Source organism: Xenorhabdus sp. TS4 (genome assembly GCF_014467265.1).
GTDB lineage: Bacteria > Pseudomonadota > Gammaproteobacteria > Enterobacterales > Enterobacteriaceae > Xenorhabdus > Xenorhabdus ehlersii.
In genome coordinates this window covers 38,170-59,202 of sequence record NZ_NKHQ01000126.1, presented here as the reverse complement: position 1 = coordinate 59,202, position 21,033 = coordinate 38,170, and the positions used below count along the sequence as shown (strand labels likewise).

At 38.9% G+C, this 21,033-nt stretch carries 19 protein-coding genes and 2 pseudogenes; 12 read left to right on the top strand and 9 right to left on the bottom strand.

Annotated elements, in window-relative coordinates:
- Positions 1–102: 102 nt before the first annotated feature.
- The 3 genes and pseudogenes from Xets_RS20665 to Xets_RS20655 form a co-directional block, all read left to right on the top strand.
- A pseudogene (locus Xets_RS20665) lies at positions 103–339 on the top strand (IS30 family transposase); the annotation flags it as partial.
- 57 nt (positions 340–396) lie between these two features.
- On the top strand, positions 397–1,365 hold the full coding sequence (locus Xets_RS20660; protein ID WP_187652518.1) for a hypothetical protein: 969 nt from the start codon (positions 397–399) through the stop codon (positions 1,363–1,365).
- A 502-nt stretch (positions 1,366–1,867) separates the two neighbouring features.
- Positions 1,868–2,998 carry a glycosyltransferase family 4 protein gene (locus tag Xets_RS20655; protein WP_187652517.1) on the top strand — a complete coding sequence of 377 codons (1,131 nt, stop codon included), beginning with the start codon at positions 1,868–1,870 and terminating at the stop codon, positions 2,996–2,998.
- A gap of 85 nt (positions 2,999–3,083) precedes the next feature.
- On the opposite strand, the pseudogene Xets_RS20650 reads toward Xets_RS20655, so the two are convergent.
- Positions 3,084–3,674 (bottom strand): annotated as a pseudogene (locus Xets_RS20650) (IS1 family transposase).
- Positions 3,675–3,863: 189 nt separating this feature from the next.
- Between Xets_RS20650 and Xets_RS20645 the strand changes: the two are divergent.
- The 4 genes from Xets_RS20645 (at position 3,864) to trmL (ending at position 7,478) form a co-directional block, all read left to right on the top strand.
- Positions 3,864–4,904: an EpsG family protein gene (locus Xets_RS20645; protein WP_187652516.1), complete on the top strand. Its 1,041-nt coding sequence runs from the start codon at positions 3,864–3,866 to the stop codon at positions 4,902–4,904.
- A gap of 15 nt (positions 4,905–4,919) precedes the next feature.
- Complete coding sequence (locus Xets_RS20640; RefSeq protein WP_187652515.1) at positions 4,920–6,011, top strand: glycosyltransferase; 1,092 nt, start codon at positions 4,920–4,922, stop codon at positions 6,009–6,011.
- Between the two features lie 89 nt (positions 6,012–6,100).
- On the top strand, positions 6,101–6,862 hold the full coding sequence (locus Xets_RS20635) for an IS5 family transposase (RefSeq protein WP_187652514.1): 762 nt from the start codon (positions 6,101–6,103) through the stop codon (positions 6,860–6,862).
- Between the two features lie 112 nt (positions 6,863–6,974).
- Complete coding sequence (gene trmL, locus Xets_RS20630) at positions 6,975–7,478, top strand: tRNA (uridine(34)/cytosine(34)/5-carboxymethylaminomethyluridine(34)-2'-O)-methyltransferase TrmL (protein ID WP_187652513.1); 504 nt, start codon at positions 6,975–6,977, stop codon at positions 7,476–7,478.
- A 75-nt stretch (positions 7,479–7,553) separates the two neighbouring features.
- Here trmL and cysE read toward each other — a convergent pair whose 3' ends face one another.
- From cysE to Xets_RS20610, 4 genes are all read right to left on the bottom strand, one after another.
- Positions 7,554–8,375 carry a serine O-acetyltransferase gene (cysE, locus tag Xets_RS20625; protein ID WP_187652512.1) on the bottom strand — a complete coding sequence of 274 codons (822 nt, stop codon included), beginning with the start codon at positions 8,373–8,375 and terminating at the stop codon, positions 7,554–7,556.
- An 18-nt stretch (positions 8,376–8,393) separates the two neighbouring features.
- Complete coding sequence (gene gpsA, locus Xets_RS20620; RefSeq protein ID WP_187652511.1) at positions 8,394–9,413, bottom strand: NAD(P)H-dependent glycerol-3-phosphate dehydrogenase; 1,020 nt, start codon at positions 9,411–9,413, stop codon at positions 8,394–8,396.
- On the bottom strand, positions 9,413–9,883 hold the full coding sequence (gene secB / locus Xets_RS20615; RefSeq protein WP_099132970.1) for a protein-export chaperone SecB: 471 nt from the start codon (positions 9,881–9,883) through the stop codon (positions 9,413–9,415). The genes gpsA and secB overlap by 1 nt, the downstream gene beginning before the upstream one ends.
- 75 nt (positions 9,884–9,958) lie before the next feature.
- Positions 9,959–10,396: a rhodanese-like domain-containing protein gene (locus Xets_RS20610; protein WP_099117376.1), complete on the bottom strand. Its 438-nt coding sequence runs from the start codon at positions 10,394–10,396 to the stop codon at positions 9,959–9,961.
- Positions 10,397–10,725: 329 nt separating this feature from the next.
- On the opposite strand from Xets_RS20610, the gene envC reads away from it, so the two are divergent.
- Positions 10,726–12,039 carry a murein hydrolase activator EnvC gene (gene envC, locus Xets_RS20605; RefSeq protein WP_099132969.1) on the top strand — a complete coding sequence of 438 codons (1,314 nt, stop codon included), beginning with the start codon at positions 10,726–10,728 and terminating at the stop codon, positions 12,037–12,039.
- Between the two features lie 15 nt (positions 12,040–12,054).
- Positions 12,055–13,107 carry a divergent polysaccharide deacetylase family protein gene (locus Xets_RS20600; RefSeq protein WP_187652510.1) on the top strand — a complete coding sequence of 351 codons (1,053 nt, stop codon included), beginning with the start codon at positions 12,055–12,057 and terminating at the stop codon, positions 13,105–13,107.
- Here the strand turns inward: Xets_RS20600 and tdh are convergent.
- Positions 13,104–14,129 (bottom strand): L-threonine 3-dehydrogenase, encoded by a 1,026-nt coding sequence (gene tdh, locus Xets_RS20595; RefSeq protein ID WP_187652509.1) that lies wholly within the window; start codon positions 14,127–14,129, stop codon positions 13,104–13,106. The two genes, Xets_RS20600 and tdh, sit on opposite strands and share 4 nt — an antisense overlap.
- A 9-nt stretch (positions 14,130–14,138) precedes the next feature.
- Positions 14,139–15,335, bottom strand: a complete 1,197-nt coding sequence (kbl, locus tag Xets_RS20590) for a glycine C-acetyltransferase (RefSeq protein ID WP_187652508.1) — start codon at positions 15,333–15,335, stop codon at positions 14,139–14,141.
- Between the two features lie 278 nt (positions 15,336–15,613).
- On the opposite strand from kbl, the gene rfaD reads away from it, so the two are divergent.
- The 3 genes from rfaD to rfaC are packed head-to-tail and all read left to right on the top strand — an operon-like array spanning position 15,614 to position 18,591.
- On the top strand, positions 15,614–16,552 hold the full coding sequence (rfaD, locus tag Xets_RS20585) for an ADP-glyceromanno-heptose 6-epimerase (protein ID WP_099132965.1): 939 nt from the start codon (positions 15,614–15,616) through the stop codon (positions 16,550–16,552).
- A 9-nt stretch (positions 16,553–16,561) separates the two neighbouring features.
- Positions 16,562–17,614 carry an ADP-heptose--LPS heptosyltransferase RfaF gene (gene rfaF / locus Xets_RS20580; protein WP_187652507.1) on the top strand — a complete coding sequence of 351 codons (1,053 nt, stop codon included), beginning with the start codon at positions 16,562–16,564 and terminating at the stop codon, positions 17,612–17,614.
- Positions 17,614–18,591 (top strand): lipopolysaccharide heptosyltransferase RfaC, encoded by a 978-nt coding sequence (gene rfaC / locus Xets_RS20575; protein WP_187652506.1) that lies wholly within the window; start codon positions 17,614–17,616, stop codon positions 18,589–18,591. Before rfaF ends, rfaC begins: the two co-directional genes overlap by 1 nt.
- Here the strand turns inward: rfaC and Xets_RS20570 are convergent.
- Together Xets_RS20570 and Xets_RS28875 are read right to left on the bottom strand one after the other, a co-directional pair.
- Positions 18,571–19,458 carry a GNAT family N-acetyltransferase gene (locus Xets_RS20570; RefSeq protein WP_187652505.1) on the bottom strand — a complete coding sequence of 296 codons (888 nt, stop codon included), beginning with the start codon at positions 19,456–19,458 and terminating at the stop codon, positions 18,571–18,573. The two genes, rfaC and Xets_RS20570, sit on opposite strands and share 21 nt — an antisense overlap.
- 273 nt (positions 19,459–19,731) lie before the next feature.
- On the bottom strand, positions 19,732–20,859 hold the full coding sequence (locus Xets_RS28875; RefSeq protein WP_099132961.1) for a glycosyltransferase family 9 protein: 1,128 nt from the start codon (positions 20,857–20,859) through the stop codon (positions 19,732–19,734).
- Positions 20,860–21,033: the final 174 nt, after the last annotated feature.

Genomic DNA, 21,033 nt, shown 5'->3' with positions numbered 1-21,033 from the left:
TATTCCAAATCAGAGGAGATGCACGATAAAGTGATAGGGACTTTCATCGAACGGGAATACTATTCTTTATAGGACAATCTAACCATTGGAGTCACGACCAATTTAGAGGCAAAGATTTATTTTGCCCACCCTTATTCCCCTTGGGAAAGAGGAATAAATGAGAACACCAATGGATTAATCAGAGATGACTTCCCAAAAGGAACCGATTTTAATCAGGTATCAGAGCGGGAGATAAATCTCGTCGCCAATCGATTAAATAAACGCCCTCGAAAGACACGAGATGACAAAACACCGAATGAGTTATTTAAAGGAATACCCACTCGTTTACTTCGTTCATAACGGTGTTGCACTTGTTATGTGAATGCAAGTTATAATAAATTTAGAGAAAATGACAACATGCTTGATAAGTTTAAATTTAACAGATTAGCAAAGAAACTCTTCTATATAGAAGAGTGGAATATAGGAATAATTAAAAGAAAACAATTTGAGGTAAATAATATAGCTGATTGTATATTACATTCAGACATTTTTTGGTTTAAAGAATACAATACTGTTCAAGCAGATCCATTTGTTTTAGAACATAACGACTCAGTATACATTTTCTACGAATCACTAGGGTTACTAAACTCCAAAGGAGACATCAGATGCCGAGTGCTAAACAAAGATCTTAAAGAATTAGACGATATGTTGCTAATAGGATTAAACGATATCCAATGCCATTTATCTTATCCCTTCTGTTTTGAACATGGTGGTAAATTATTTTTAATACCAGAGTCCCATGAAATAAATGAAGTTTCTTTATTTGAATGCATAAATTTCCCTAATGAGTGGAAAAAAGTATCTACGCTCGTATCTGGAATAAAATTAACAGACAACTCAATAGTATGTTCAAATGGGAAATATTATTTATATTCTACTGACTTAAATAATAATCTAGTTCTTCATATGAGTGATGATTTGCTTGGTAATTGGAAACAAATTTCCCCAAATATAAAACAATGTAATCAATATACCAGAGGTGCTGGGTCCCCACTATATTCTCAAGATAGCATATTCTTTTTCACTCAAGAAGGTTTTGATCATAACTATGGCAGTGCCATTTTTATAAAAAAAATCAGATCAATAGGAGAAAGCGAATTTTCGGAAGAACTAATAAGAAAAATTGAACCTGTAATCGGAAGTTATAAAGATGGAATTCATACTATAAATTTTTCAGAAAACTATATAGTAATAGATTCTAAAAGGTTAAAGTTTAATTTATTTTCATTTTTTATCAAACTGGTTTATAAAATAAAAACAAAATTACGAAAATATAAAATCAAAAAGAAGTTGGAACAACCTAATTGTATTAAGGAGAGGATATAAAAATAGTAATCGTAGCCTTCTCAAGATCATAGGCTCCCTGAATTTACTTTACAATGGATTGAAAACACGATGATCTGTGAATATCCCTGTATCAATGCCAAAAATATTGTCTATTTTTTTAGTACGATCTAGGAAGCTTATCCCCATTCGCAAAAAATATATATTATTCTGGATAAATCTGATTACTACCGTTCTGAATTGGTTAAATTTCCCACAATGTGATGAATGTAGAGTTGTATTACCTGCCACTTATAACCCAAATCTCAATCCCATAGAGCGATTATGCAAGTATATGAGCTAGCAGGTGCATAACAATGTCTATTTCTCGGATGCAACAATATTCCGCGAAACGTTTCGTCATTTTTTATGTCACGTTGCCAAAAAAGATAAAAGAACTCTCTACCTGTCTGACCGATAATTTCCAGATTTTAAAACCTGCATATTCAAGTTAGTTGCGTATAAATAAAAAACCATACAGAACCAAGATTAAATAAGGCGTCAAATGAAAATAATACTTATAGGAACAACAGCAGATTCTATGATTAATTTTAGGAAAACATTAATAAAAAAAATGACAGAATCTAATCATGAAGTTTTTTGTTTTGCTATAGATTATAATGAAGAACAGAGAGATAAGATAAAAAAATTAGGTGCTACACCTATTAATTATAACTTAAGCCGCTCAGGATTAAACCCTTTCTCAGATATAAAAAATACTATACAATTATCAAGGAAAATTAAAAGCATTAAACCAGACATAGTTTTGTCTTATTTTTCAAAGCCTTCTATATATGGTTCATGGGCTGCCAAACTAGCCAAGACTCCTAATATATTCGCTATGCTAGAAGGATTAGGCTTTTGCTTCACCTCACAGAAAGAGGGTAAAAACTGGAAAAAGATATTTTTAAGAAAAATACAGATATTACTCTATAAAATAACATTCCCTAAAATAGATGGTTTGATTCTATTAAATAAAGATGATGAATCTGATTTAGTCAAAAAGAATAATATTAATGTTAAAACTTTTATTCTGGGTGGAATAGGCTTAGATTTAAATGACTATCCTTACACCCCCATCAATAAAGATAATAAAATATCTTTTATTTTTATTGCTAGGTTACTAAAGGAAAAAGGTATTTTCGAATATATTAATGCAGCAAAAATTGTAAAAATAAAATACCCTGAAACTACGTTTAATGTATTAGGAGCAATAGATTCAGAAAATCCAGGAGGAATAAAGCTGGAGCAATTAGAAGAATTAAAAAATACAGGAGTAATAAATTATCCTGGATTTGTAAAAAATGTAAATGATTGGCTGAGTAATAGCGATGTTTTTGTATTACCATCATACTACAGAGAAGGTATACCAAGAAGTACTCAAGAGGCAATGGCCATTGGCCGGCCTATAATTACTACCAATGTGCCTGGATGCAAGGAGACCGTTCACGAAGGAAAAAATGGCTTTCTAATTTCCCCATGGTCTGCGGAAGACTTAGCTGAAAAAATGTTTTTTTTCATAGAAAATCCCGATTTTATAGAAAAAATGGGACAAGAAAGTTACCACATTGCTAAAATAAAATATGACTGCCACAAAGTTAATTATAATTTAATGAAAATATTAAAAGTACTATAAGAATAAGCTTTAACTACATATTATTTACTAAAAAATAATTTTCTTATATCTTTTCTGGATCACGTATTCAAAATGTTGATTGGTCTTAAATATAATATTCTCTTTCGATAAAAGTCCCGATGACTTTGTCATGCATTTCTGGTGATTTTGAATAACACAATGTTTTACGATTCAGCCGCTTAATTCGGTTTCTAAAAGCGACTTTAAAGTGTGATAATTTTTTGAGTAGTTTCTTTAATGTCTATTTGCTTCGTCGGCCAAAAGTATGTGCAATAATACTCTTCAGACGAATCTCCCAAACATACCATAACCAACGTTGTTGCTTTTTATTTCCAACAAATGACCACATCTCATCGACTTCACAGATGAGCTAAATTTCCACATGTTCCAGCGGTGAATATGGTTACACATCGCGGACAGAGTTTTTTAGCGCGCGAACAACAGCATTAATACTGATATACAGTGCCCGTGCAGTCACGGATGCCGGCATTATTCATTGCAAGATCCACAACTTGTTCTTTATGCCCGCCCGGCAAGCACGATAAGCATATTTAAGCTGAAAAGTACGGCAACGAGACAGACAACGATAACGCTGACGTTCACCTTGACCTGTACCATATTTTCTTACCGATTCAGTTTGTTGACAAAATCGACAGTTAACTTCTACCGTTGCCATCTTATTTCCTGAAAAAGTGAGGAGTATATATGAGAAACGATAAATTTAATACGTGACCCACGATAAAGTCATCGGGACTTTTATCGAAAGAGAATATTATATTTAGAGACAATCAACTAGTTGAACACACAATTATATTTTAAGAAACAAAAAACAATTCATTTAATGAAAATATAAACAAGGTAAGATATGGCAATTTATTCATATATATGGATATTAATAATAATTAAAAATTTTTCTTTTTCTAAAAATAAAAGAGATTTATTTATATTTTTTCTATTTCTTACTTTTTTTATAGGATTACGCCAAGAAATGGGGGCAGATTGGCGGAACTACCTCAACATGTATAACAAAATTGTTCAATTACCATTTAAAGAAGCTCTGTTTGTATCAGATCCTCTATATAGCATATTGAATTATATGTCCGAAGCACTTGGACTAGGAGGTATTTATTTTGTAAACTTCATATGTGCAACTATCTTTTGCTTATCAATTTACTTTTTTTCAAAAAACTTAAAAAACATCTGGCTACCTGCTCTAATATTGTATCCTTATACAATATTAGCAGTATCAATGGGGTATACGAGGCAATCAGTTGCTATTGCATTTACATTATTTGCATTTAACTCCTTATTAAAAAAAAATCAAAAAATACATTTTTTATTTTTTATACTACTAAGTGTTCTTTTCCACAAGTCAGCAATTATACTGTTAGTATTGTTACCTTTTATTTATTTAAAAAAATCAAACTCCACTTTGTTTTTTCTTTTGTATATCATAGCATTATCAATATTTATAATTATTTCGTTTTATCTAACGTCATCTCAAAATATATATTTATCTGGAGAATTAAGTTCATCAGGAAGTACCATACGAACCTTGATACACATGTTTCCATTAGCTCTTTACCTTATATATAGAAAAAAATTTAAGAATAAAATAAGAATATCAATAAGAATTCTGGACATGATGGCAATACTGATAATATCATCATTAGCTATCGGTATATTTTTCTCCACTTTAGTTGATAGATTTGGTCTATATTTTATTATTTTTGATGTGATTGTTTTATCTGTTTTTTTAGATTTACTAAAGTCAAATCAAAGATTCTTTTTTATATTAACATTAACAATATTAAATAGCCTAATATTATATTCTTGGTTATTCTATTCTCCATGGGCTCAGTGTTGTTGGATCCCTTATAATAACTTAATAATGAAAACATTATAAACATTAGAGGTAAAAATGAAAATTGCTTTAATTACAACGGGACTTGGTATGGGAGGTGCAGAAAAACAACTCTGCGATCTTGCTGATACATTTTTAATAAATAATCAATCAGTAATAATTATCTCCCTAACAGGCCCTACAATTACCAAACCAAGTTATGATAAAATATTTATTTATGAGATAGGAATGAAAAAAACACCTTGGGGATTTATACGCGCACTATGGAAAGTTAAAAGAATAATAAAAAAAGAAGATATAAATGTATTACACGCACATATGTTTCATGCAAATATATTTTCAAGGTGCTTACGCTTAATTACTAAATTCCCCAAATTAATATGTACAGCTCACAGTACAAATGAAGGGGGTTCACTTAGAATGTTTATATACCGTATAACTAATTGGTTATCAGATCTAAATACAAATGTTAGCCAAGATGCTGTAGATTCTTTTATTAAAAAAAAAGCAATGAAGGAAAAACAAATTATTAGTATGTCTAATGGAATTAATACTGATAAGTTCTTTTTTTCAGAGGATTCAAGAAGAAAAATACGTAGAGAGTTAGATATCCCTGATCATATACAATTATTTTTATCTGTCGGTCGATTACATGATCCCAAAGACTATCCAAACTTACTATATGCATTTTCAATTCTTTTAGAAAAAAAACCATTATCATATTTAATTATTGCAGGTAATGGCCCACTTATTGATAAGCTCATAGGGCTAGCAACCGAACTTAATATAATAAAAAACATACACTTCTTAGGTGCTAGAAATGATATTCCTGCCTTAATGAATGCTTGTGATACATTTGTTTTGTCTTCTAAATATGAAGGACTACCACTAGTCATTGCTGAAGCAATGGCTTGTCAACGATATATCGTTGCAACCGATTGCGGCGGAGTGAAATTTGTTCTTAATAAATATGGTTCCTTAGTACCAATACAAGATTCAAAAAGATTAGCCGATGCTATGGAAAAAAGCATAGGAATAGATAATGATAAAAAGTACCAACTAGGATTAGAGGCAAGGAATCATATCAAAAATAATTTTTCTATAGAAAAAATATCTCTTCAATGGTTAAAACTATATGAAAAAACATAGGGTCTGTTGATGTTTTGTGAGGGGAATTGGAACGGCATGATGATCTGGTATCCTTGTTTTCGCCAAAAAACCGTTACCTTGAGAACATCATGCCAAGAACTATGTTACCAGCTCCTTTGTGGAATAAGCTATTTTTATTCATGCAACAAAATGAGCTTATCTACAATAAAGAGGAACACCGACTGACTTTCGAAGGCATTCTTTACCGGATGAGAACGGGTATTCCATGGCGTGAATTGCCGGATGAATTTGGCAAATGGAACACCGTATTCAGACGTTTTAATGCTTGGTCAAAAAAAGGCGTTTTTTATTTATTATTCAAAATGTTGTCTGAAGACACGGATACTGAATGGTTGTTTATTGATGGCAGTATTATCCGTGCACATCAGCATAGTGCGGGCGCCGCCTCAGAGGAGAATGAGGCCATAGATAAAAGTTGTGGCGGACTCTCAACCAAAATCCATTTAGCCGTAGACAGTTACGGTTTTCCTGTCCATTTTGAGCTTTCCGAGGGACAAACACATGATATCGTTCATGCTGAAAGTCTCCTTGCACAATCTCCAACTTCAGATTTTGTTATTGCGGATAAAGGATATGATAGTGAAGCTTTCAGGGAAATCGTCAAACGAAAAGACGCGACACCGGTCATTCCCTACCGGAACAATAGCCGAAAATCGGATAAAAAGATTGATAAGGGTTTATATCGTTATCGTCATTTAGTGGAAAATGCGTTTGCCAGAATCAAGCATTTTCGTGCAATTGCAACAAGATACGATAAATTAGCACGGAATTATGCTAGTATGGTGGCACTGGCATTTATCATCGTCTGGCTACCCATGTGGTCAGAATAAATGATGAACACAAAACGTCAACAGGCCCTAATACTTTTTATGTTTTCGGTCCAATTCTAGTTAATGATCCCTATTCATTCAGTTACTATTGGAATGATGAAAAAATCAAAACATGCTAAACATCGTCCTATTCGAACCAGAAATCCCGCCTAATACAGGCAATATCATCCGCTTGTGTGCCAACACAGGCTGTCAACTTCATCTCATCCAACCTTTGGGATTCACGTGGGACGACAAACGCCTGCGTCGTGCAGGGTTGGACTACCATGAATTTGCTAATATCAAACAACACCACGATTACAACGCATTCCTGAAAAGTGAAGGGCTTAGTTCCGTCAATTCACAGTCTCCTTCTGGAGCCCGTCTGTTTGCCTTAACCACAAAAGGTACTCCGGCGCACAGTAATGTGAGTTATCGTGATGGTGATTACTTAATGTTTGGCCCTGAAACTCGTGGCTTGCCGTCTTATGTATTAGATAACATGCCACCTGAACAGAAGATCAGAATTCCCATGCTGCCAGATAGCCGTAGCATGAATCTGTCCAATTCTGTCGCAGTGGTTGTGTTTGAAGCATGGCGGCAACTAGGCTATCCAGGTGCGTTATTGCGGGATTAAGATTAATAGGACATTCAGTGCATAATCCGCGCTGAATGTCCTATCTATTAGTGCTCATAAGAAAAGAACAGAATTTCAAATCCCATCCCCATTCTCAAATCCATTATTGATACCATTAAAATGCTGGTTCATATCCAGCGATGGCTTCTCACTTTCCGGTTTACCAACAATCCTCGCCGGTACACCCGCCACTGTGGTATGAGGTGGAACCGATCTTAATACCACCGATCCTGCCCCAATTTTTGCACCGCGGCCAATCTCGATATTACCGAGGATTTTGGCTCCCGCACCAATCATCACCCCTTCACGTACTTTCGGGTGTCGATCCCCTACCGTTTTACCCGTACCACCAAGCGTCACAGATTGCAGAATGGAAACATCATTTTCAACAATCGCTGTTTCACCAATCACAATTCCAGTTGCATGATCTAGCATAATGCCACAACCAATCCTCGCTGCAGGATGGATATCAACCCCGAACGAAACTGAAACCTGGTTTTGCAGATAGATTGCCAATGCTTTGCGATCTTGTTTCCACAGCCAATGTGCAATGCGGTAAGCCTGTAGTGCATGGAAGCCCTTAAGGTAGAGCAATGGGGTCGAATATTTATCTACTGCCGGATCGCGCAGTCGTACAGCTTTGATGTCACAGGCTGCCGATTCAATCATCTTAGGATCACTGCGGTATGCATTTTCAACGACTTCTCTGACTTCAATGGGAGGCATAATCGGTGATGCTAACTTATTTGCCAGCATATAGCTTAGGGCACTACCAAGATTTTCATGCTTGAGTAATGTCGCATGAAAAAAACTGGCTAACATGGGTTCACAGTCTGCCAGCGCCCTCGCCTCGTTTTTTATATTTTTCCAGACTTCGTTCAGTTCTGCTCGCGACATATCAGTGTTCTCATTTATTTAAGAGTGAGAGCCATCTCCCTCATCTCTTGTCGCTCTTCCCAATAATGCTTGGGCAGCCTCAATCACATTTTTATTGCAGTATAGTATCTGGTAGATCTGCTCTGTGATAGGCATTTCAACGCCCGCTCGTTCTGCCAAAGCACGGACTTCTTTAGTATTGCGGTATCCTTCAACAACTTGCCCGATCTCACGCTGCGCTTCATCAACACCGATACCTTTTCCCAGCATCATACCAAAACGACGGTTACGGGATTGGTTATCGGTACAGGTCAAAACTAAATCACCCAATCCAGCCATTCCCATAAATGTAGAAGGATCAGCCCCCAACGCCACGCCAAGGCGACTCATCTCCGCCAATCCTCGAGTGATCAATGCAGTGCGGGCATTAGCCCCAAATCCCATACCATCAGAGATCCCTGCACCAATTGCAATAACATTTTTTATTGCCCCGCCGAGCTGTACCCCTATGAAATCTGGGTTTTTGTAGACTCGAAAGCTTTTGCCGCAATGGAAAAACTGTTGTAGTTCTTCACCAAACTCAGGTGTTGTGGCAGAAACCGCAATCGCTGTTGGTAGACCTGCCGCTAGCTCTTTTGCAAATGTCGGGCCAGAAACTACGGCCAAGGGGATCTCACCACCTAATATCTCACGAGCTACATCTTGTAATAAGCGACCCGTTTCCGCTTCAAGCCCCTTGGTCGCCCAAACAATGCGGCTATCCTGCTGTAAATGTGGTTTTATCTGCTGTAAGACACTACCGAAAACATGGCTGGGAACCACTACCAGGATATTACAACTGGCTGAAACAGCGCTTTTCAGATCGGACTCGAGCAATAAGCTATCAGGAAAAGAAACATCCGGTAAAAATACCTGATTACAGCGCGCTTGTTGCAACGCATTGACGTGCGTAGGATTATGCCCCCAAAGCACAACATCGTGCCCATTGCGAGCCAACGTAATGGCTAAAGCGGTGCCGTATGAACCGGCACCGATCACTGTCATAGAAGCAGTATTCATTAGGCTTCCTGTGCAACCTCATTAGGCTGAGATTCAGCCTGCTGTTGCAGATAATTCATGAACAAGGCATCAAAGTTAACAGGAGCCAGGTTCAGTTGTGGGAAAGTACCACGACCTACCAAGCTGGTGATGCACTCACGAGCGTATGGAAACAGGATGTTCGGGCAATATGCACCTAAGCAATGTGCCAACTGGGTTCCTTCAATACCATCAATAGAGAAAATACCCGCCTGCTGAACTTCACACAAAAACGCAGTTTCTTCTTCCAGTACCGCCGTGACGGTAACACGCAGAACAACTTCATAAACTCCCTGAACCAATTCACTGGAAGCGGTGTCCAGATCCAATTTAACTTCCGGTTGCCACTCCTGCTGGAAAATCTGCGGGGCTTTTGGTGCTTCGAAAGAAATATCTTTCGTGTAAATACGCTGGATCTGGAAAGCCATTTCTGTGTTGTTTTGTTCTGACATAATAATGTTTACCTTTTTCAGATGTCCTTATTAAACTTTTCAAGAATGCAAGCATGCTACTTGCACCTAAATTCGTTATTTCTTGCCGCGAGCCAATGGCAGATTTTCACCCGCCCAACCAGCAATCCCCTCTTTCAGGGAATAAACCTGCTCAAAGCCTAAACGAACCAGATTTTCCGCTGGTGTTCTGGATTCTAGCCCATTCGCTGAAACTACGATAACAGGCTGTTTTTTATGTTTCTCCAACTCACCTAAATTACTGTCTTTAATTTCAGATGGCGTCAGGTTAACGGAACCAATAATATGCCCCCTGCGGAAATCGTCACGGGAGCGTAAATCCACGACGATAGCTTCTTCCTTGTTGATGAAATGGATAGCCTGAGCACGGGTGATCTCTTTACTCTTGGAGAACACGCTTTTTACCGTCATGACAATGACAGCCACCAGCAATGCAATCCAGACAAGGCTCAGGATCGTGTTCCGGCTAATAAATTGCATGATTTCTTGCAGCATGGAGGGCAACAACTCCCGTTAGTTAATAACAAATATCTAAGGTAGAAGAGTATACCTGTGTGTTGCATCAATTACAGCCAATTAGCATCAATCCAATGCAGATTTTGCGGAGAGTTTCGAGAAAAATTAAAAAACATACCGAGAACAACTTGATTGTCATGCATCAATAAAATATTTCATGTAACACTGGACCAAGGCAGGATCTTCGACAATAAATGGACTAAATTAACTAAAACTTATATTAATGATAAAAAACAATCTGTTCTCTGGTCAGGTGCAATTCCTCATGAAATAATCAGGCGCTATGTAGCAGCAGGGTACTCAATAAGATGGCTGAAAATAAGGATCTCAAGAGCCGTAAGAATCGGCAGAGGCAATACAAACGGCAAAATAAAATCAGAGTGTTACAGCTCTGTGCCTTGTTGTTCACCTTTCTCAGTTTCAGTACAAATACTTTCGCCAATCCAATTTCAGAGAATAAAAATCAGCTCAAAGATATTCAGCAGGATATTGCCGAGAAAGAGAAAAGCGTAAAACAGCAACAAAAGCAACGTACAGATCTGCTTAACCAATTAAAAGAACAAGAAAGTACTATCTCAGAAGTGGGACGTTCGCTGCACACAACACAAACTCGTCTGAATAAGCTGGAAAACGATATTTCATCACTAAATGCCAATATCAAGCACCTGCAAATGCAACAAAAGGAGCAACGACAATTACTTGCCAACCAATTGGATGCCGCATTTCGGCAAGGAAATCACCAAGGTTTAGAATTGTTGCTCAATGGGCAGGAAAATCAGCGCAAAGAACGTATTCTCGCCTATTACAGTTACTTGAATCAGGCACGTCAGGAAACTATCGCCAAACTGCAAAAAACAACTGAAGAACTCAACCAGCAAAAAAAACTGCAACTAGAAAAACAAAGTGAACAGAAAGCGATACTGGCCAGCCAAAAACAGCAAAAGCAAAAGATGGAAACTGCCCGCACTGCGCGGCATAAGACATTAACGGTTCTTGAATCTTCATTGAAAAAAGATCAACAAAGCTTGACTGAGCTTCGGCAGAATGAAACCAGATTGAGAAACAAAATTGCTAAAGCTGAGCGGGAAGCCAAAGCGCGCGCTGAACGTGAAGCTCGTGAAGCGGCTCGTGTTCGTGCCCAAGTTGCCGCCAAACAGAAACAAGCGCAACAAAAAGGTTCCAGTTATAAACCAACAGAAGAAGAACGTGCTCTCATGGCACGAACTGGCGGCCTTGGGCGTCCTGCCGGGCAAGCCATCTGGCCAGTACACGGTCGTGTCATCCATAGTTTTGGTGAAGCAATACAAGGTGAACTTCGTTGGAAAGGGGTTGTTATTTCAGCAGCGGAAGGGACAGAAGTCAGGGCAATCTCAGATGGACGTGTATTGCTGGCAGACTGGCTGCAAGGCTATGGACTGGTTGTCGTGATTGAACACGGTAAAGGCGATATGAGCATTTACGGTTACAATCAGAGCACATTGGTCAGTGTTGGGCAACAAGTTCGGGCAGGCCAGCCAATAGCATTGGTGGGCAGCAGCGGCGGACAACAACAACCTTCACTGTACTTTGAAATCCGCCGTCAAGGGCAGGCTGTTAACCCATTACCGTGGTTAGGGAAATAGGATAGGAACACAATAATGGTGAAGATACGGTATCGATTAATAAAGCGGGTTAATGCATTCACTCTTTTATCTTGGATACTGCTATTCTTCACATCATTGCTGTTTACGTTAAATGTACAAGCTGCACGTTTAGCCATCGTCATTGATGATGTTGGCTATCGTGTTAGTGAAGAAAATGAGATCTTACAAATGCCCGTTACGGTTTCTATCGCAATCCTACCCAACTCTCCGTATGGCAGGAAAATGGCGGAAAAGGCTTATCAGCAGGGACGGGAGATTTTAATCCACTTGCCAATGGCACCATTAAGCAAACAACCGCTGGAAAAAAATACACTCCATCCTGCCATGAGCAGAGAAGAAATTGCCCGTATTATTCAAGATGCGATACAGAAAGTTCCCCATGCTGTTGGGATGAACAATCATATGGGCAGTGCAATGACATCTAATCTCAGTGGCATGGAAAAGATAATGCAAGCGTTATCCCATCATCACCTTTACTTTCTGGACAGTGTGACAATAGGCAATACACAAGTCACTAAAGCAGCGATGGGAACCTCTGTTTCTGTGATCCGAAGAAATGTGTTTTTGGATAATATTCAAACCGAAGCTGAAACACGGCATCAACTTAACCGTGCGATAGCCCTTGCCCGCAAGCGAGGGTCTGCCGTTGCAATTGGACACCCACATCCCACAACCATACACGCTTTACAGCAAGCACTTGCAACATTACCCAGTGATATTGAACTGGTAACACCCAGCCTGTTGTTAGATCATCAAACTACACGCAAGTGCATAAAAACCCATGAATCACAACCTGCACCAACCACTCAGTTGGAGTATCTCAAGATGGTCAAAAAGGAATTATCTAACAGTGTTATCTTTAATGCCTTAAATCGGTACATGCAAAAACTCTTAGGTAACCATCCAATACAAAAAATACCAAATGATTCAGGCAAACCAGAAGTAAAGCAAGCAACGGAAAACAAAGCGACAAATAAAACAGAAGCGCCACCAAAAGCCGATCAAACAGGCGTCTTAAAAGCCAAAGACGCCTGCACTAATTTTTAATTCCAATTTAAGATAACCTTGCCAGATTGCCCTGAGCGCATGACATCAAAGCCTTTCTGGTAATCATCAACCGAGAATTGGTGAGTGATAATCGGGGACAAATCTAAGCCCGATTGGATCAACGCTGCCATCTTGTACCAAGTTTCGAACATCTCACGCCCGTAGATTCCCTTGATAAATAATCCCTTAAAGATGACCTGGTTCCAATCTATCGCCATGTCCGAAGGTGGTATCCCCAACAACGCAATACGTCCACCGTGATTCATGGTATTAAGCAAAGTACCGAACGCTGGCGGAGCACCTGACATCTCTAAACCAACATCAAAACCTTCGGTCATTCCCAGTTCTGCCATGACATCAGTCAGATTTTCTTTGCTGACATTCACAGCGCGGGTAACACCCATTTTACGAGCTAACTCAAGGCGGTATTCATTGATATCCGTAATCACGACATGACGGGCACCAACATGCTTACATACCGCTGCTGCCATAATCCCGATAGGGCCAGCGCCTGATACCAGTACATCTTCCCCCACCAGATCAAAAGACAGTGCAGTGTGTACCGCATTGCCAAATGGATCAAAAATCGCAGCCAGCTCATCGGGTATATTGTCTGGGATCTTAAAAGCATTAAATGCGGGAATCACCAGATATTCAGCAAAAGCACCTTCACGGTTCACACCAACACCCGTGGTATTGCGGCATAAATGCGTACGTCCACCACGACAGTTACGACAGTAACCACAGGTAATATGGCCTTCACCAGATACACGATCACCAATCTTGAACCCTTTTACTTCCTGACCAATTGCAACGATTTCACCAACATATTCATGCCCTACTACCATCGGGACAGGAATAGTTTTTTGAGACCAATCATCCCAGTTATAGATGTGAACGTCCGTACCACAAATGGCAGTTTTACGGATTTTAATCATCACATCATTGTGCCCTAGCTCTGGCATGGGCACATCTGTCATCCAGATACCTCCTTGTGGCTTTAATTTGGACAATGCTTTCATAATGATACCTTAAGCAATGACATTCAATTGCTTGCCAATACGTATAAATGCAGCCACCACACGTTCAATTTGTTCTTCAGTATGGGCGGCTGAGATCTGGGTTCGAATACGCGCTTGACCTTTCGGCACAACCGGATAGAAAAACCCAATTACATAAATGCCTTCTTTCAGCAGTTCTGCAGCAAATTCCTGCGCCAGTTTCGCATCCCCTAACATAACAGGGATGATTGCATGGTCTGCCCCCGCCAGAGTGAAACCTGCCGCCGTCATTTTTTCACGGAACAAGTTCGCATTTTTCCAGAGACGCTCACGCAGATCATCGCCATTTTTCAGCATGTCCAGCACCTTGATTGACGCAGTGACAATGGCTGGAGCCAGTGAGTTGGAGAACAGATATGGACGTGAACGCTGGCGCAACCATTCAACAACTTCTTTACGCGCGGCAGTATAACCACCAGATGCGCCACCCAGTGCCTTACCGAGCGTACCGGTGATGATGTCAACACGTCCCATAACATCACAATATTCATGTGTGCCACGACCATGCTTGCCAACAAAGCCAACCGCATGTGAATCATCCACCATGACCAACGCACCAAATTCATCAGCCAAATCACAGATAGATTTCAGGTCAGCAATGACACCATCCATTGAAAATACCCCGTCAGTTGCGATCAGGATATTTTGCACACCTTCTGCTTTTACCTTTTCCAACTGAGACCTTAATTCTTGCATGTCATTATTGGCATAGCGGTAACGTTTTGCTTTGCATAAACGAATGCCATCAATGATGGATGCATGGTTCAAAGCATCAGAGATAATGGCATCTTCTGGCCCAAACAGAGTTTCGAACAGACCGCCGTTTGCATCAAAACACGAAGAGTACAGAATAGCGTCTTCCATACCCAAAAATTCAGCAATCTTATTTTCTAATTCTTTATGGGAATCTTGCGTACCGCAGATAAAACGAACGGATGCCATACCAAAACCATGGCTATCCATACCTGCTTTTGCAGCTGCGATTAAATCAGGGTGATTGGCCAAGCCTAAGTAGTTATTAGCACAAAAATTAATTACTTGGTTACCTTCAGCAACAGCAATATTGGCATCCTGCGCAGAAGTAATTATACGCTCACTTTTGAATAACCCTTCGGAGCGGGTTTGTTCCAACTGCTCATTAATTTTCTGGTAAAACGACGCTGACATTTTTCTCTCCTGAATCCCTAATTAAGTGAAAGGCGTGATGTATGTTACTGATAGATCCTGCCAGTGACGACACAACGAGAAAGAGAATATCAACTTTGTAAAGCTGATCACGACCCAGTGTCTGGCATACAGTAATATTTCAGGATATACCCCTGTTTAAGCTGCTGTCGTCAGTGGGGTTAAGTGCTATTATACGCAGCAAAGATATACCCAATAGACGTCAAGTTACAGTGATAAAGCTGGGTATAAAGTGAACTGACTATTTAGAGGTGAGCCAAATGATTATTGTCACTGGTGGCGCAGGGTTTATTGGCAGCAATATTGTCAAGGCACTGAATGATGAGGGCTATAAGGATATTCTGGTTGTTGATAACCTGAAAGATGGAACAAAATTCGTCAATTTGGTTGATTTGGATATCACCGACTATATAGATAAAGAAGACTTCATCGCCAGCATTGTGGCGGGTGATGATTTAGGTGACATTGATGCCATTTTCCATGAAGGGGCTTGCTCATCCACAACGGAATGGGATGGTAAGTATATGATGGACAATAATTACCAGTACTCCAAAGATGTGCTGCATTATTGCCTTGAGCGCCAAATCCCCTTCCTGTATGCCTCCTCTGCTGCTACTTATGGTGGTCGCAGTGATAATTTCATTGAAGAGCGCCAATATGAAAAACCGCTCAATATTTATGGCTACTCTAAATTCCTGTTCGATCAATATGTTCGTGATGTTTTGCCCCATGCAGATTCCCAAATTTGTGGCTTCCGTTATTTCAATGTTTACGGGCCGCGCGAAGGACATAAGGGCAGCATGGCGAGTGTCGCCTACCATTTAAGTAATCAGATTCACCAGGGACAGAATCCGAAGTTATTTGTTGGTAGTGAAAATTTCCGCCGCGATTTTATCTATGTCGGCGATGTTGCCGCCGTCAATCTGTGGTTCTGGAAAAATGGTGTTTCCGGCATTTTTAACTGTGGAACAGGCCGCGCTGAAACTTTCCAGGCTGTTGCAGATGCTGTGATTGAATTCCATAAAGAAAAATCCCCAGCCGTGGAATACATCGACTTTCCGGAAAAATTAAAAGGCCGTTATCAAAGTTTTACTCAAGCAGATCTGACAAAACTTCGTGCCGCTGGCTATCAAAAACCGTTCAAGGCGGTTGCCGAAGGCGTCGCTGAATATATGCAATGGCTCAATCAGGATAATTAATCGACCTCTATGAAGATATTGGTGATCGGCCCATCATGGGTGGGTGACATGATGATGTCACAAAGCCTCTACCGTACTTTGAAAGCTTTGTACCCCAATGCAGAAATTGATGTGATGGCACCAGCATGGTGCCGACCATTACTGGCAAAAATGCCTGAAGTACATCAGGCATTAGCCATGTCGCTTGGTCATGGTGCCCTTGCGTTGGGTGAGCGCCGACGTCTTGGTCTGGCATTGCGTGAAAATAGATACGATCGTGCTTATGTATTGCCCAACTCATTCAAATCTGCGCTGGTCCCTTTCTTCGCAAATATCCCGCTACGTACTGGCTGGCGCGGTGAGATGCGTTACGGACTGCTAAATGACACCCGAGTCCTGAATAAGAGTGCTTTTCCACTCATGGTTCAACGCTATGCCGCTCTCGCGTATGAAGGGAAAAACATGCGCAGCGCCGATGATCTTCCACAACCTTTGTTATGGCCGCGATTAAATGTCAATGACGAAGATATTGCAGAATCAACCTCAGCCTTCAATATTGCTGATCACCGCCCTATTATTGGCTTCTGTCCAGGTGCCGAATTCGGCCCAGCCAAACGCTGGCCACACTATCACTATGCCGCCCTCGCTGAACAGTTAATTACCCAAAAAGGCTATCAAGTTTTACTGTTTGGTTCTGACAAAGATTATCAAGCAGGTGAAGATATTCGCACTCTTTTAAGCAATGATGCCCGCGAAAATTGTCTCAATCTGGCAGGAAAAACCTCGCTTGAACAAGCGGTAAATGTCATCGCAGCTTGTGATGCTATCGTCACAAACGACTCAGGTTTGATGCATGTCGCGGCGGCCTTAAACCGTCCTCTGGTGGCATTATACGGGCCAAGTAGCCCAGATTTTACCCCACCACTATCGAATAAGGCCGAAGTGATCCGCCTGATGACGGGCTATCACAAAATCAGAAAAGGCGATAGCGACGGCGGCTATCACCAAAGTTTGATCGATATTCAACCTGAAATAGTTCTATCTTCATTAGAAAAACTGTTGCAGGCGGAGAGCCAAAATTAATGCGTGTTTTATTGGTAAAAACGTCTTCGATGGGGGATGTATTACATACTCTGCCAGCATTAACTGATGCAAAACAGCAGTTTCCTGACATTCAATTTGATTGGGTAGTGGAAGAAGGGTTTGCCCAAATTCCAACGTGGCACAATGCTGTCGGAAATGTGATCCCCGTGGCTATTCGCCGTTGGCGAAAAAATTGGTTCAGAAAAGATATTCGTGAAGAACGAGCGCTGTTCCGGCAACAACTGCAACAACACCAATATGATGCTGTCATTGATGCACAAGGCCTGTTAAAAAGTGCTTTTTTGGTAACCCGATTAGCACATGGCCCAAAGCATGGTTACGACAGAAAAAGTATCCGTGAACCCATTGCCAGTTTTTTCTATGATCATTGTCATGCTGTCAGCAAGCAACAGCATGCGGTTGAACGCATTCGAGCTTTATTTGCTGATAGTTTGGGCTATAAAAAACCGTCAGGGCAAGGTGATTACGCCATCGCCCGCCATTTTTTGCACCAAAAAACCAGTAACCAAAACCACTATCTCGTTTTCCTCCATGCAACAACACGTGATGAAAAACATTGGCCTGAAAATCATTGGCGGCAGCTTATCGCAGATATCCAGGCAACGGGTATGCGCATCAAATTGCCCTGGGGTACCGAGCATGAATATCAGCGGGCATTAAGGTTGTCAGAAGGGTTTTCCCATGTTGATATTCTGCCAAAACTGACTCTGGCTGAAGTTGCACACGTTCTCGCAGGGGCGCAAGCCGTAGTTTCCGTTGACACAGGATTAAGCCATCTTACAGCGGCACTTGATCGACCCAATATCACGCTATTTGGGCCGACTGATCCTGGCTTAATTGGTGGATATGGTAAAGAGCAACATCCCCTAAAATCGACGGATAATACGATGCGAGGTATTACTCCAGAAGAAGTTATGCTGCTCTTGTTGGACACGTTAAAAAATCACTTTGCCTAGTGGCAATGTTTCACACCAACGATTTTTGTATTCAAGAGTAGGATTACCCAATGAGTAGCGCATCGTTTTGTCTTGCTGCTGGCATAATGCCTTTGCTTCTTGGGTATTCACCCACATCAAGATACTACCAACACTAAGATGAGCATATTCAGGATCGTAACCACCATTAATGGCATCAAAAGAAACCCATTTTGGACTGTCGGCCCACAAGACAAGATCGTAAGCACAAGGTTTGCCGTTAATCAGCAACACATTGCCAAATATATGCTCACGAAGCTCAGTATATATCTCAAGGAGATGCTTTTTTTGCTCTTCAGAATGACTATAATCCCAACGCTTTTGGTATAGATCGATATAAATATCCACCAATTCTTCTGCACTGAATCCACTTGAAGGACGGATTTCTCCTCCCGCACGCCTAAATTTGTTGATTTCGTTACTACGATTACGGCGAGTTTTATAAGAAAAACTGTCTTTGATTAGGCAAACTTTTCGTTTACTCAATAAGGAATGAAAGCTGGTATTAATAAAATTATTTTTGTGGATTACAGATAATCTTTTTGATTTTACAGGTAAAAACAGTTTTGCATCCGCTGCAATAGGAAAAATAATTTCATCATATGAAACGGGGTACCTGGCTTGCATTTTTTCAATCAATTTATTGTTTTTCAAAGAAAAATAAGCACCTTGAATTGCAGACTCTGTTTTCTTGATATAAAAGCAAAACTGCTCATCAAGATGCTTATCCAAAAAAGCTATAATATCGGGATGTGCTAATGTACATCCACCAAAAAGAGTATGTGCTTCTTTATACTGTTCAAAATTGCATTCTTTCCATCCTGAAAAAAGCGCTTTTGCAGTTTCCATAGAAAGTATCTCCACTAAAAAATTCAAAATTTGTTAAATAACTCATTAAAAATAACGGGACAATATACTAGCAAACAATATATCAATAAAGTTAACCTATTTATATAATGACTAGGATGTTTATAATTATAAATCTAACAATAACTCAATATATCTTTATTATACCATAATATATTTTATGATAATAAAATTTAAACATAAATATATATAATACCCTGAGATTGAATTTTCATAGCCCCAGTAAGCCGAGAAAAAACATACTGGGGTAATTCATTAGGACTGAAATATTTTCTTTACAGATTCAATGATCAATTCATCAATATCTTTATTTTCTTGTAATCTTCCATTTTTAGCTAATATTTGAATTGCTTCATCATAACCAGGCCCCCATAATGTTTTATTTGATTCAATATCCTGATAGATTGCAACTAGTGGTTTTTTATATGCAGCGGATATATGAACAATAGACGTATCCGGTGATATTATAAGATCAGCCTGAGAAATCAGGGAAATAGTATGATATAATGACTCGGACTGGTATCTATACACCCCATCAAACTCAGACATATCAATGATGTTTTCATGATCTAAAAAAATCATCTTGATATTATCATAAATATCACTTAACTTTTCCGTTATTCTTTTTAATTGACAAATAGATAGACAACGGTCTATATTTCCTGCAAATGGATTTATGATAATAATTTTTTCCGAATTAACCTTTAAATCATCAATAAGCTTTTTAGTTTCAATATCTATTTCATATGGATAATATAAATCATAACTAAAATCAGTAATACTTATATTCAAACAATCCATTACTGATTCATATGAAAATTTTATATGGCTTTCATTATAATCAAAAAATATTTTTTGATTATAATGATTTATCCATTGTTTTTTATTAAATCCAATTATATTCTTAGCATTTATTTGTTTAAATAAACTTAGTCTGTGAATAGGAGTTTTAAATAAAGATGGATCAACTATAAGATCATAATGATTATTTTTTAGTTTATTTATAGTTTCAAATGGTATATTATGATAATAATCTTCCATGAAAGACGTTAAATCAATATCTTCAGCGAGGTAAATATTTCTAACATAAGGATTGTGTTTTAATATAGCGCAGTTACTTTTAGTTCCCACAACATCAACTTGGTAACCTGACCTATTCAACTCTCTTATCAAGATAGTATCAACTATTATATCACCTATTTTTCCCTCATTGCGTAATAGCAACACTGTTTTTATGGTATCAATATCAAAAATATTTTTTCCCCTTTTATCATAAATCAATTTGGCAATAAGTAATCTTGTATAATATCTTGCATCTTTCATTAAATAATTTCGTTTACGATTCCAAGATCTCAATGTTGCAAATTTTTTATTTTTCTTCACTAAGTATTTCCCAATTAACTATTCTTAATAAACAGCAACTCACAATAGTAGATCACCTTATAAAACCCTTGCACAAATTCCAATCAAAAGGTTCAGTTTTATCATTATTATTAATATTTATTAATTTAAGATAATATCTTAAATTATAAAAAATAATTTTCAATATGCTATGTT

What these genes read in the sequence shown, in the direction of transcription:
- envC (WP_099132969.1), top strand. Translation starts at nt 10,726, where the DNA reads ATGGCTGAAAATAAGGATCTCAAGAGCCGTAAGAATCGGCAGAGGCAA.
- Xets_RS20570 (WP_187652505.1), bottom strand. Translation starts at nt 19,458, where the DNA reads ATGGAAACTGCAAAAGCGCTTTTTTCAGGATGGAAAGAATGCAATTTT.
- kbl (WP_187652508.1), bottom strand. Translation starts at nt 15,335, where the DNA reads ATGTCAGCGTCGTTTTACCAGAAAATTAATGAGCAGTTGGAACAAACC.
- trmL (WP_187652513.1), top strand. Translation starts at nt 6,975, where the DNA reads ATGCTAAACATCGTCCTATTCGAACCAGAAATCCCGCCTAATACAGGC.
- Xets_RS20600 (WP_187652510.1), top strand. Translation starts at nt 12,055, where the DNA reads ATGGTGAAGATACGGTATCGATTAATAAAGCGGGTTAATGCATTCACT.
- Xets_RS20645 (WP_187652516.1), top strand. Translation starts at nt 3,864, where the DNA reads ATGGCAATTTATTCATATATATGGATATTAATAATAATTAAAAATTTT.
- Xets_RS20655 (WP_187652517.1), top strand. Translation starts at nt 1,868, where the DNA reads ATGAAAATAATACTTATAGGAACAACAGCAGATTCTATGATTAATTTT.
- rfaD (WP_099132965.1), top strand. Translation starts at nt 15,614, where the DNA reads ATGATTATTGTCACTGGTGGCGCAGGGTTTATTGGCAGCAATATTGTC.
- Xets_RS20640 (WP_187652515.1), top strand. Translation starts at nt 4,920, where the DNA reads ATGAAAATTGCTTTAATTACAACGGGACTTGGTATGGGAGGTGCAGAA.
- secB (WP_099132970.1), bottom strand. Translation starts at nt 9,883, where the DNA reads ATGTCAGAACAAAACAACACAGAAATGGCTTTCCAGATCCAGCGTATT.
- cysE (WP_187652512.1), bottom strand. Translation starts at nt 8,375, where the DNA reads ATGTCGCGAGCAGAACTGAACGAAGTCTGGAAAAATATAAAAAACGAG.
- rfaC (WP_187652506.1), top strand. Translation starts at nt 17,614, where the DNA reads ATGCGTGTTTTATTGGTAAAAACGTCTTCGATGGGGGATGTATTACAT.
- gpsA (WP_187652511.1), bottom strand. Translation starts at nt 9,413, where the DNA reads ATGAATACTGCTTCTATGACAGTGATCGGTGCCGGTTCATACGGCACC.
- rfaF (WP_187652507.1), top strand. Translation starts at nt 16,562, where the DNA reads ATGAAGATATTGGTGATCGGCCCATCATGGGTGGGTGACATGATGATG.
- tdh (WP_187652509.1), bottom strand. Translation starts at nt 14,129, where the DNA reads ATGAAAGCATTGTCCAAATTAAAGCCACAAGGAGGTATCTGGATGACA.
- Xets_RS20610 (WP_099117376.1), bottom strand. Translation starts at nt 10,396, where the DNA reads ATGCTGCAAGAAATCATGCAATTTATTAGCCGGAACACGATCCTGAGC.
- Xets_RS20635 (WP_187652514.1), top strand. Translation starts at nt 6,101, where the DNA reads ATGCCAAGAACTATGTTACCAGCTCCTTTGTGGAATAAGCTATTTTTA.
- Xets_RS20660 (WP_187652518.1), top strand. Translation starts at nt 397, where the DNA reads ATGCTTGATAAGTTTAAATTTAACAGATTAGCAAAGAAACTCTTCTAT.